Source organism: Sphingobacterium hotanense (assembly GCF_008274825.1).
In the GTDB taxonomy this organism is placed as follows: Bacteria; Bacteroidota; Bacteroidia; order Sphingobacteriales; family Sphingobacteriaceae; genus Sphingobacterium; species Sphingobacterium hotanense.
The window spans coordinates 560,754-572,678 of the sequence record NZ_CP030848.1; the positions used below are offsets into that span (position 1 = coordinate 560,754).

The 11,925-nt window shown below is 39.0% G+C and carries 8 protein-coding genes; 1 reads left to right on the forward strand and 7 read right to left on the reverse strand.

Going from position 1 to position 11,925, the window contains the following annotated elements; all coding sequences use genetic code 11:
* Positions 1-5 precede the first annotated feature (5 nt).
* The 7 genes from DSM08_RS02285 to DSM08_RS02315 all read right to left on the reverse strand — a co-directional run bounded on the left by DSM08_RS02285 (position 6) and on the right by DSM08_RS02315 (position 10,806).
* Entirely contained in the window at positions 6-1,427 is a 1,422-nt protein-coding gene (locus tag DSM08_RS02285) for a retropepsin-like aspartic protease (RefSeq protein ID WP_149524622.1), read from the reverse strand.
* Positions 1,428-1,492: 65 nt separating this feature from the next.
* A complete protein-coding gene (locus DSM08_RS02290) occupies positions 1,493-3,076 on the reverse strand; it encodes a PKD-like family lipoprotein (RefSeq protein WP_187773962.1) in 1,584 nt (527 codons plus the stop codon).
* Position 3,077: 1 nt separating this feature from the next.
* Positions 3,078-3,866, reverse strand: a complete 789-nt coding sequence (locus DSM08_RS02295; protein ID WP_187773963.1) for a DUF4843 domain-containing protein — start codon at positions 3,864-3,866, stop codon at positions 3,078-3,080.
* A gap of 10 nt (positions 3,867-3,876) precedes the next feature.
* Positions 3,877-5,304, reverse strand: coding sequence for a RagB/SusD family nutrient uptake outer membrane protein (locus tag DSM08_RS02300; RefSeq protein ID WP_187773964.1), 1,428 nt, complete (start codon positions 5,302-5,304; stop codon positions 3,877-3,879).
* Positions 5,305-5,308: 4 nt separating this feature from the next.
* Positions 5,309-8,779, reverse strand: a complete 3,471-nt coding sequence (locus DSM08_RS02305) for a SusC/RagA family TonB-linked outer membrane protein (RefSeq protein WP_149524626.1) — start codon at positions 8,777-8,779, stop codon at positions 5,309-5,311.
* A 174-nt stretch (positions 8,780-8,953) separates the two neighbouring features.
* Entirely contained in the window at positions 8,954-10,090 is a 1,137-nt protein-coding gene (locus tag DSM08_RS02310) for a FecR family protein (protein ID WP_149524627.1), read from the reverse strand.
* Between the two features lie 149 nt (positions 10,091-10,239).
* A complete protein-coding gene (locus DSM08_RS02315; RefSeq protein WP_149524628.1) occupies positions 10,240-10,806 on the reverse strand; it encodes an RNA polymerase sigma factor in 567 nt (188 codons plus the stop codon).
* Positions 10,807-11,181: 375 nt separating this feature from the next.
* Here DSM08_RS02315 and DSM08_RS02320 point away from each other — a divergent pair, with 375 nt between their 5' ends.
* A complete protein-coding gene (locus DSM08_RS02320) occupies positions 11,182-11,694 on the forward strand; it encodes a hypothetical protein (protein ID WP_149524629.1) in 513 nt (170 codons plus the stop codon).
* Positions 11,695-11,925 lie beyond the last annotated feature (231 nt).

The following is an 11,925-nucleotide window of genomic DNA, read 5'->3' on the forward strand; positions in this document are numbered from 1 at the left end:
ATACCTTATTCTATTGTAGTTTTTGTTTCGTCGAAGAACGAAACGGTTATTTTTTTATCCTTAGGGAGACTTCTTAATTTCTCGATGGATTTACTGTTTTTGGCCAGCCTACTCTCGAGTATTCGGTCGATAGAATTTACTCTTTTTCCTTTCTCTGGGCTGTTTGGTGTTCCTATCCTTTCGAGCAGTATCAAATCGCCCTGGTTGTTCCAACCAAAAAGGTAATCGCGGATCAGGAAGTCTGCAGGATAACTATGTAGCTTGTTTTTGCTCAGGTATATTTCGCCATCCAACAGGTTGATAAAATGGTTGTAGCGGCTAATTGCACGTACGCCCAGTGATCCATCTGCTCCGGGGTTCCAATCTTTATTAGCTGAGCTGCCACCCATTAAACTGATGGGGAAGTTTAGCATAGGTTCCATATTTTCTAAGGCCAGGGATCGGGCTATTCCGGTGAAGGTTGGGGTTACTGTTCCTAAGCTGCTGGTCGACGAGGAGACTTCGGATTTGAATCCCGAGACTAGCAGTTTATGCTCCTTGACGAATGGTCGAAAGGCTATTAAGCTATAGCCGGCACCTGTGTCGAAAATAAAATCTCCGCGGATAGGAGCCTCGCCGGTAATAGAAAGGTCCGCGTGGAGGTGGATAACCCCCTGTGGGAATGTAATAGGAATAGGCTTGCCTTCACCAGGGTAGTTGAAATCGCCGAATTCGAAAAGCGATAGCTCGTTATTGTCGTAATCGATATGGGTAATGTATCTTCTCAAGATGCTGTTGCCAATAATTCCATCGGAGTGATCGTCTGGCCGGCTAGGAAAGATAGCGATGGACATGTTGTCCATCTTTAACTCGCCGATCTCGACGTAGTTGCCTTCAGACACTTTGATTTGCTGTGTCCCACCAACCACTGATGCATTATTTTCCCTTGTTACTTTTACGCCTATCGCGTTTGCCTTTTTTTCATCAAGCGCCATGCCGTCGGCTCCGGTATCAAAGAGCATGTTAAGCGTTTTGCCTGTCCCGTTGATGCTTAGCTTCAGTAGGATAGAGCCATTTTTATTTTCAAACGGGATCTTGGCGATTAGCTTTGGATTGGCAGCTCTTTTAATGCCGTATAAGCGATCGAAAAGCTCGATCTGCTTAATCTTGCCTTGCGAGTCAAGTCTTGCGAAAGAGGTGTCTAATTCGCCTTTGTTGCCTTTGAGGATAATGCTGGCTTTTCGATCTGGCAGCTCCTTCAATTCCACGAAGGTATAGCCTCGTTGATCTTGGATTTTGTTGAAGCAATAATCGGCAGCTTGGTGCGTATAGCCGGCAATCGAGAATCGGGCGCTGAGAAATTGCGTTAACTGTTTGTTTTGAGCTTTCGGTGAAAGCGCAGATAATAGCATAGCGGAAAGAGCTAAAAAATTAATAGTTGTTTTCATGGTAATTTTCGAGGTGATGAAAATTAATATTTGCGGTCAATTTACTCAACCGCAAATATCATAAATTACATGTTGTCTGTGTAAACAACGTCAACAACTTTTCCCATACCTTCAAAAGGATTGAAGGACTCGGTTAGTGTGCCCATTAATCCGTTTACTCGAAGGAAATCTACTCGACCTGAAGAAGTAGGATTACTTTGTTCATGAGATCCGACTATTAAACTATAGGCGACCGGCTCGAGGCGAACTTTGTTCCTATCGAAACCTGTATTACCGGGTTTTAGATTCGAGGTAAACGTTTGGAATTTAAGGAGTGTTATCTCGCGGCCAGTGTATTCTTTTGCAACTTTTAATACCTTGGCATCCATGTCGTATTGATATATTTTATTATTTGCAGCATAAAATACATAACCATATAAGTGATCAACTGCAAAGCAAGATGCGCTTGCGATACCCGGAAAAGTAGTTGTGATATCGGTTACCGAGTTTACAGCAAAGCTTGCATCTTCTCCAAAAGTCATACGAACCAAAAAATAATTTGTAGCATTTTTCATTACTGCAATTGCTTGACCATTGAAAGCAAGTGTATGCTGCATCCACACCATGTCCATATTGGTGTTTCTAACATCTAACGCCTGTCCCTCGGATGATAAGGGAGTGGCATATTGAGATGCGTAATTGAATGTCATAAAGCGACGGTTGTCAATATCGTAAATCAAAGTATTACTGTATACATTGCCCATTGGTGCCGCAATATATTCTGATATTCTATATCCCGTACCATCTGGATTTGTATTAATAGGGATATTATAAGACTTTTGGTAAATATAATACATACTGTAAATATTGTTGTCTTTGATGGCGATAGATTGGCCTGATGAAAATCCGAATAATTTATTAGCTGAATTTGGTTTTCCAGCGGATGTTTCATTTGTAAAACTGTATTTTGTTGTGTTATACAACATACCATCTGTCACATTGATCTTATACGTTTTGTTCTCTGTGTTGATGTACAGGTAGTTTTTTGCCGCTCTTGTGATCACGTCTTGATTATGGAAATTGGCAAGTGAAACGGGCTTTCCGGCCAGATCTAATGTGGAACCATCGATTTCATTTTTTAGCAGTACGTTGAAGTCTCGATATTCAACAGGATATGTGTTCCAATTTGTTGGATCATCTTGAAAATAATCGAGGTGTGATTGACTATTTTTATCACTTAATACGAACCATCCGTACTTTTCGAATTTTCCAGAAATCTTTAAGGTAAAGTCATAAATCCAAATGCTTCCTGTTTTTTTGTTGCGAACTTTCAAATAACATGGGTAAGTACCAACTACTAAAGCTGGGATAACCTCGAAATTACGTGTCTTACACAGGACTCTTTTCTTTTCAGGGCCGGATACGATGGAATTATCAAATGCTACCCATTCATATTCTAAATCAGCTTCATCGATTTGGTTTAATTTGTTTTCAAATTCCGGAATAAAGTTGACAGGTTGCCCTAGCCCAATTTTGAGGGTGTCTAATAAATGGATATTTCCTATTTTTAAGGAATCGACATCAACATAATCATAGTTTCCTAGATCTTTATTACAGCTAGCGCAAAAAACGATCAGGAATAAAATTGAGATATATAAAATCTTTTTCATATTACTTAGCATAAGGGCCCATTGTGATTTCATTTCCAGCATCGTCGAGGTAAATGTTTCCCTCTATCTTTTCTTTATTTAGCCAGTATTTCATATAGGAGGACCAATTTATAATCTGACTGATCGAAATACCCAATTTCGAATCATAGAATACAGCGGGGTTAGCTTTGAGAACTTCTAACATCAGTTCCATTTTTCTTCGGGAATAATTGCCAAAATATCCCAACACCGTTGATTTCCCAGCGAACGTAGTCCAGATGTAAGGCACTGGAAACATATCGTCATATGAGAGTTCATAAGATAGCAGGTCAATCGTATATCCCGAGTTTTTTTTCGTTGCGATATTCGTTATAAAATCAGCATTGGGTTGTAGTGTAAGTTTTAAATACACTTGACTTGATAGTAGATCTTCCGTACGATGCAAGATTAAAGAAATCGTGTCCACCGTTCTGTTTGCTCTGATAACAGGCGCTGTTTGGAAGTCAAAATGAATCCCCTCTTTCATCGTACATGTGTCTGGAATGACAACATTAATCGGTCTATCCTGCTCAGATTTCGGCCCGGTAATTCTTACAGGGATCTTGATTATCGTGTCTGTCAAGGATGCAGAAGCCAATCCCAGGGAAATAACTTGATTAAACTTATCATATCTTGTCTTTGAATAATTCTCTAAGAAATAAATATTATTTCCCGACGTATTTTCGTCGTAGAGGTCTAAAGTGTCCTCTTTGCAGGCAAACAAGGACAAAAAGCTGATACTAAAAAGTAAATATTTAAATAATTTTTTCATGTTTGATAGTTTATCTTGCGTCAAATTCTTCTTGCGGAACTGGAATAACAAATGTAGATGCATTCACAGCCAACTGATTTCCTCCATTGGTCATAGACAGAATTGAAGTGGATCCGATGCGTTTATAATAATAGAAGAGCTGTCCCTCACCATAAAACTCCTTTATATATTCTTTTGTGAGCTCATCTCTTAAGGTAGAGGGATTGCTGATATCCACTAATAAGTTACGATGTCTTCGTACAGTATTTAAATAGTCTAAAGCCTCTATTGGATCTTCGGTAGATTCTGCCGCGATGTAATACATTTCGGAAATACGGATAACCGGTACCATGAAACGACTGATGTTAGCTTTATTGGAGATCTCAGCGTATTTGATGAATGTTCTATATCCTACTCCAGTTGTGGAATAAGGCCATAAATAAGTATAACGATAGTCTCCTTCGTAATTTTCATATACTTTACTGATTGCATTGTCAGAACCCGTTGCCAGTAAATCGCCGTCAAGTAAGTTTCCATCAAAGCGGCCAAGGAATAAGTCGTTTAGTTTGGGGTTAAATACTGCGAATATATTTTCAGAAAAAAACTTTCTATCTGTATCCTTTCCGGCAATCGTAATGGCAGAGTGGGTAACCCAAGGAAATACATCTTGCGCATCAATCAAAGATTTTGCGGCTGCAAAAGCATTGGGTTTATCATTTATCCACTGGTATACACGCGCTTTCAATGCAAGTACTGCATAATAATTGAAACGATTATTGTTATAGTTATCGGTGCTTTTTCCTCCTCTAATCGGATCATTTGCTAGAAGTGCCTCCGCTTCTGCAATATCTTCGAGAATGAACTGAACCACTTCTTTATTTGTCGAAAAGTCGGAAATATTCGTCGACAATGTGCGGTAATATGGAATGGCCGAGAAACTCTCGTTTGATTCGTTGTAAGGCTGTCCAAACATTCTCAATAGGTCGAAATGGATGAAAGCTCGCATTCCAATTGCTTCTCCTAGGTATTGGTTCTTTTGTGCAGAAGTTAATCCATTCTCAATCTTAGGGAGATTGGCCACGAGGTCATTAATATTTGCAATAGTAGCATACATTTGTGTCCAAATATTATTGAACGTATTCTGGGATGACTCGGAGCCGTAAGAAAAAGAATCAAAGACATAGTAGGGGTTCTGTGTGTTTGAAACTTTATAGCGTTGAGCCAATACATCTAACACCGTCAGGGTGAGGTTTCCCCCATATAACGATTCGTTCCCTAATTTTTGGTATAAACCATTCATCACTTCAGCCACCCCCGCTGGAGTTCGATAAATTTGATCTTTTGTAAATTTATCTTCGGGCTGTACATCTAACCATTTTTTGCACGACGACGTTAATGCAATAGCGAATATTGCTAGTACGATTGTCAATGATTTATTTGTTTTGTAAAATAATTTCATTTTCTTAGAATTTTGCATTTATTGTGATAGAGTACATTTTTGAATAGGGATAGTCGATACCACGCTCGCGACGGATTGTAGACCATCTACCGATTTCGTTTGTGATACCCGTTATACGTAAATTGCTTAAGCCCGCTCTCTTAATCCAAGCATAGTCTTTAAAGTCATAGCCAAGTGAAATTGACTCGAATGAAAATGAATTTTCTTGCTGGATAAAACGAGATGAAATGCGAGTAAGGTCATTTAATCCAATTCCTTTGAACTGAGCGATGTCGCCAGGTTCTTTCCAACGATCGTATAAGGCTCGTTTATCTTGATTGTATGATGTGATACTCGATAAGGAGATATTTTCAACTTTATTGAATAATGCAGTATTCATCACATCTTGATCCCAGATGTAACGCATGTATGCAGACATTGAAAATCCTTTATAATTTAAAGTTGTGCTCAATACACCTTGGAAAGCTGGATTACCATTTCCTAGCGCGACAATATCTTTTGCATCATAGTCAAAGGTTTGAGAACCGTCAATCTTTAGATATATTTCACGACCGGTTGCGGGGTCAATGCCAAGTGACTGGACGGCCCAAAGTGTGTTAGGTGAGTAACCGTCTTTGTACCGTTTAAGCGAATTTGAGTTCTGAAGACTTTTATTCATACCCGCGAGCTTATTGTTAAAATTGTTGTAAGTCTGGGAACTTGTTGCTCCAGTTACTCCCACATTCCAATAAAATCTTTCTTCTGGACGTTGAATAATATTATAGCGAACAATACCTTCAATTCCTTTAACGGTTAGGTCACCTGCGTTAAAAGGATATGCCATCAAGCCAGTAGAGGCTGGTAAATCGACAGCGACAGCTAGATTATTGGTCTTTTTCAAGTAGGCGTTAAACGTTACGGTCAATCTGTTGTCGAGAAGTGTAGCATCTAATCCTCCACTAAGCTGGTTTGTTTTTTGCCAACGTAGGTTTTCGTTAGCAAACGTTGATAAAGTAACTCCTTGTCCGAAATAACTGTAAGCACTCAAATAGCGATACGTAGAGATTGAAGTGGTAGATGAGAAGTTCTGATTTCCGGTTATACCATAGTTTGCTCTTAAACGTAGCATATTGAAATTAGGATTATCTTTTAGGAACCCCTCATTGTGCAAGTTCCAACTTGCTCCGACAGAGAAGAACGGAGAATAAGGATTCTTTCGTCCGAAAGATGTAGATCCATCATAGTTGAATGAAGCATCAAAACTATAACGTCTATCGTAACTATAATTCAATGCCGAAATAAAAGAATTACGACGGCTTACAGATTTCGCTGAAGAGGGAGTCCCATCTTCTGTGTAACCGTAGGCGAATGCTGGATTACCATTGCTTGTTAAGGGAAAGCCTTGTGCGCTGAATCCTAAGCTACTGTTGGTGTTATCGGAAAATTCGAGACGTGCATTGGCTGTAATGGAATGCTTTTCTATATTTTTTCCGTAGGTTACCATGGCATTTGCATTATAAGAGAACAGGTCACGGCCTCTAGAATTAAACGCTCCTTTTAATAACGGAGATATCTGGAAATAGCGAGAATTCAGAGGTGAGATAAAAGCCTCCGCAGTCGTAGATTCTTTTCTCAGTTGCAATCCCGCTTGTACCCGTAAGGCATCATTTATCGTATAGATAGCTGCCAAATTATTCGCAATTCCCCAATTTTTTGAACGATCGTAGCTATTTTGGTTCGCGTTGTATAACGGATTCGCAATCAAGTAAGTTTTGTTGTAATACACATCAAGGTATTCATCCAAATTTGCTTGCGTTGCATCTGCTTTGGTGTAGTAGGGTTTTAAATTTGCCCAAGTCGAGAAGCTACCGTAATTGGATTCTGAAGATCCATAACCACTTATAGTCAAATTGTTGCTGATATTAATCTTGTCTTTGCGATAGATTAAATTGATTCTACCACCCCAATCTTTGCGGCCGGAGTTTTTCATTACCGCATTATTATTCTTGAAGTTACCGCCGATGTTAAACAAAAAGCTCTCTGATCCACCCTCAGCATATAAGGAATGACGATGAGCAAATCCTGTTCGGATTGGCTCTTTCAGCCAATAGGAGTCAATACCAGATTGTACCTTCTCCAAGCGATTATTGTATAAGCGATCGTAGTAATCGTACTGTGCTTCTGGTTGATGGCTTGGCGCAGTATAAACACCGGAAAGTCTTTCGAATTCCAAGATTTCAGCAGCGTTCATCAGGTTATAACTTCCTAGGTCGGCAAGCTCTAAGTTCATGTCACTTGTGTAATTCACCCGAATTTCTCCTGGTTGTGGTTTGATTGTTTCAACCACCACCACGCCATTGGAAGCTCTTGAACCATAAATAGCGGTGGAACTCGCATCCTTATTGATAGTAATGGATGCAATTCTATTCATGTCTAAATCTAAAATCGAGCGTAAGCTTGTTTCGAAACCATCTAGAATAAAAAGTGGTTGGTTTGGATCGTTTGTAAATTCATCCCGAAGATTTTCGCTGGTGATACTCGTTGTTCCACGTAATTCAATATTTGGAAGTACATTTGGATTGGCTCCGGAAAGGTTGTTTTCCATTACCAAAAAGGATGGATCTAATGATTTCATTGCCTGAATTACGTTCGTGTTGGCAACTTGTTTCAAATCTTCTTGCGTATATCTGTTAGAAGCGCCGGAGAAAGTTTCCTTTTTGAAGCTCATCATCCCTGTCGCCACCACTTCCTCAATATTATTATCACGTTTTTTTAAGACAATTCTCATTGCTCGGCGATCTAAGCTGGCCTTTACCTCACTTGTCTCAAAGCCAACGAAACTAACAACCAATAACTCATTTAAACTTGTGATTGGGAGTTCAAATTCACCATTCTGCTTAGTTGATGTCGCTTTTTTAGGGTCAGACTTTAATCGAATGGACGCTCCGATAATTGGGTGTCCATCTTCGTCAACAACCGAGCCTCGCACTATAGTTTGATTTAACGCTGAAAACTTTTCTGCATTCTGCGTAATTGAACGTCCCTCAACATTGTTTCTGTTATTTGTCCTCTTTACAACAATGGTCTTGTCGAAATATTCGAAGGTGAGGCTTTGTTGTTTCAGCACACTATTTAGCACCTCTCGCAGAGGCGTGCTGTTAAAATTTACACTGATTTTCTTACTTGCGTTGATATCGTTCTTATTGTAAAAAAACGTGTAACCCGATTGTTTTTCGAGTTCTTTAAGCACGGTGGAGAGCTCTGTGTTTTTCTTGTTTAGCGTTATTTCTTGAGCAATAGAACGTGCATTTGCTTGCGAAAAAAGGGCTCCTAAAAATAGTGTAACTATTTTCAATCTCATTATCATGTTGGATAAGAATCCAGAATCTGCAAGGGGACTTTTTGTTGTTACGCGAGTTTGTTGAGCAACAGGATCGCCCATTAGATCGGTAGATTCCACCCCCTTATACAAGAATGGATATAAATAAAAATTCATTAAATTCGTTGTTGGTTGTAAATGATTAAAAACTGGTCATGTTTACTTTGAATTTTCAGCCAAAAAAGTCATGCGAATCCTGCGCCAACAGGGTTCGTTTTTTTTTTATGGCATAGGCATGTGCTTAACTGCTGTTAAATTGCTTTTTCATTTTTTTCGATTTGTATTGGTGAATTAATTTATAAGTAATCGGATTCGGTTATTCTTTGCTTTGATCGGTTTTATTTGAAGTTCCGCGTAACTCATCAAGGCAATTAGTTTATCTAAAGCTAAGTTTCGAGGAATAATGCCGATATATTGGTCATTTCGCGTGTTTTTCAGGTATCTGATGTCGATGTCATACCAACGCGCGATTTCATTAAACGTGTCATCATTATCCACCCCGTCAAATACAAATTGCCCGTTCGTCCATCCTAAGACCTGATCTAAATCCACTGTTTTCACGCTAAGGGATGCCTTATCGTCTGTATAAATCTGCTGCTGCGGTTTTAGGGGTAGAATCTTTTTATGCTGAGTTGATGTCACTTGAACCGAACCTTCTGCAAGCGTGGTAAATGTTTTGCCCTCATCGCCAAAAGACTTTACATTGAATTTTGTCCCATAGACTTCAATTTCCTGTTGGTCTGTGACTACAATAAAGCGATCTTTATTCGGCGTTTTTTGTATCTCGAAATAGCCTTCACCTTCCAATGAAACCTTCCTGTTCCCTTTGCTAAACTGCGTAGGATAGGTAAGTTTCGATTCTGAATTTAACGTAACACGGCTTCCATCGCTAAGAGTCAGCGTGTAAACGGAGGCTTTAGGAACGCGAATTGTGTTCATTTGTGGAACGCCAGTTTTGTTATTCAAATAGGTTACTTCGCCATTACCGTCTTTCATGATTGTGACATCTCCGCGTTGAAGTAAGTTATTTGGGGCAAGTTTGTCGAGGTCTATTTCCTCTCCATTTTCCAAAATAATAATGGCACGTTCTTTTGCGGGCTGTATCGCTGCAAGCTGAGCAATGGTCGGTGTCTGAACAGTATACATTCTGTTTTCGACAATTCTCCATCCAAAATAACTGGCTAGGATAAGCACAGCGGCAGCGACCAACCGAGGCCATAATAATACAGCTGGTTTTTTATGTTCAGCGGCCAGTTGTTTTATCAGTTTTTTCTTAACAGACCGGACCGAGTGATTTAGGGCGTCGTCATGATATTCAATTGGATGGTCGATGGAATTGTACCATGCCAATAGACTAGCCTTCTCTTCTTTCGTTGAGGTGCCATTTAGAAATTTGGAAGTTTCTTGCGGTACTTGGTTTTCTTGCATCACAATTTTATATTCGGTATCCCGTAAATATCAAGTGAATGAAAAGCGATGCACCTTCTACTCGTTTTGAAAAAAAATAAAAAATTGGGTAGGCTGATGACGACATTGTCCTTAAGCTGGCTCACTTTAGCATAACAGAATAATGCTCATTATAAAATAAGCAGATAAGGTTGGGTTAGCGATCTTAGTCGTTTAATAGCTTTGTTGATATGTTTTTCAACTGTTGACTCCGAAATCTGCAGCTTTTGCGCTATTTCTCTATTTGATAAAAATTCACTACGGCTTAATTTAAATACCTCCCTACATTTTTCTGGCAGATTCTCAATTTCCTTTTCAATCAAGTCCAACGTATATCGATAGTATAGGCGGTCTTCTAGCGGTACGTCCTCATCTAAGATATCTAGTGAAGATATATCTAATTGTAGGGTTGGCTTCGAATATTTTTTTCTAGAATAAGCGATGATAAGGTATCTACAGGATGAATATAGATAAGCAGGCACTGATATGATTTCTGTCAATCGACTTTTATTTTTCCAAAGTGAAAGAAAAAGATCGTGTAGGATATCTTCAGCAACTTCTTGATCATTTACCTTAGAAAAGATATGCCGGGTTAGTTCAGTGGCAAATAAATCATAAAATATCGAAAATGCACGCTCATTACCATGGCTGATAGCTTCCAACAATTGGTTATAGGAATGAGAATCTTCGTTTGACATTTTTGCTAAAATGGTAAAATTAGGAAATAAAAAATCATAAATTAATCTGAAATATTATTTTATGCCAATGTGATTATGGTTAAATCGGTTAATTAGATAAAGTTTTCGTAAAAAAACAACCGCACAGAGGGTTTCGTTATATCTGAAAGAATATCAAATTAATTAATCGCTCAAATTAAGGAAATGTCGATAGATGAAGAAAATTGAAGTAACATAAACATCTTGGAGCTCTAGGTCTCCCTTATAAACACAAGCACCCTATAACCATTTTTAGTTTTCTGAATGAAAAAGCTATTTTGGCTAGAAAGTTGTGACTATTTAAACAAACCGAAATCTAACGGTTTATAAAATTACTTATTGTAATTAATCTATACCATGAAACATCAAACGAAATTATGGCCCCTGCTTTTACTATCGCTGCTGTTTTTGGCGTGTTCATCCCCGACGAAAGAGCAGATTTTCCAACGTACCGCATTGAATGCTAATTTGGTTTCTGCAGCTTATCGGCCCATATATTTCACTGAAATCTTAGAACTAAAGTCAAAAAATAACCTGCCGTCTACCGCGAAGGAATACATTAATTCCAGAACAATTGCCCCGCTGCATGAGGCTATTGAAAAGGCTAAAGAGCTTAAACAGACCCAAGATGCCCAAGAATTGATTAGCGCTTCATTGGATTATATGGTATCCGGGAAACGCCTTTTTGAAAAGGATTATCTACGTATAGCAGAAATGATCGACTCGGGGAAATCTCCTGAGGAGGTGAAGATCGCAATCGATCAACTGTTTACAACGACCGAGACTGAAATGCTAAACAAACAAAACAGAATGGTTTCTGTAGCTACAGTTTTCGCTAAGGAACATCGTATTAATTACGTCGTTCGGTAAAGACTCAGCAGGCACTTCGCTAATCCTAGCAAATACAAGAGCCTTTATTAGTTATCCCCAGAGTTAGCGGAATCTTGTTACTGTTGGCTCAAGTTTAGTACGTGTCGTGAACTTAATAAACCACACCAGGTCGCCTTTAAATGTTGTAGGTCTGAATCTCTATCGGGGTAAACATGAAGTGGACCCTATGTCGATCCACACTTACCTTATTCATTGAGCATATTCTTAGGA

What these genes read in the sequence shown, in the direction of transcription:
- DSM08_RS02285 (WP_149524622.1), bottom strand. Translation starts at nt 1,427, where the DNA reads ATGAAAACAACTATTAATTTTTTAGCTCTTTCCGCTATGCTATTATCT.
- DSM08_RS02290 (WP_187773962.1), bottom strand. Translation starts at nt 3,076, where the DNA reads ATGAAAAAGATTTTATATATCTCAATTTTATTCCTGATCGTTTTTTGC.
- DSM08_RS02295 (WP_187773963.1), bottom strand. Translation starts at nt 3,866, where the DNA reads ATGAAAAAATTATTTAAATATTTACTTTTTAGTATCAGCTTTTTGTCC.
- DSM08_RS02300 (WP_187773964.1), bottom strand. Translation starts at nt 5,304, where the DNA reads ATGAAATTATTTTACAAAACAAATAAATCATTGACAATCGTACTAGCA.
- DSM08_RS02305 (WP_149524626.1), bottom strand. Translation starts at nt 8,779, where the DNA reads ATGAATTTTTATTTATATCCATTCTTGTATAAGGGGGTGGAATCTACC.
- DSM08_RS02310 (WP_149524627.1), bottom strand. Translation starts at nt 10,090, where the DNA reads ATGCAAGAAAACCAAGTACCGCAAGAAACTTCCAAATTTCTAAATGGC.
- DSM08_RS02315 (WP_149524628.1), bottom strand. Translation starts at nt 10,806, where the DNA reads ATGTCAAACGAAGATTCTCATTCCTATAACCAATTGTTGGAAGCTATC.
- DSM08_RS02320 (WP_149524629.1), top strand. Translation starts at nt 11,182, where the DNA reads ATGAAACATCAAACGAAATTATGGCCCCTGCTTTTACTATCGCTGCTG.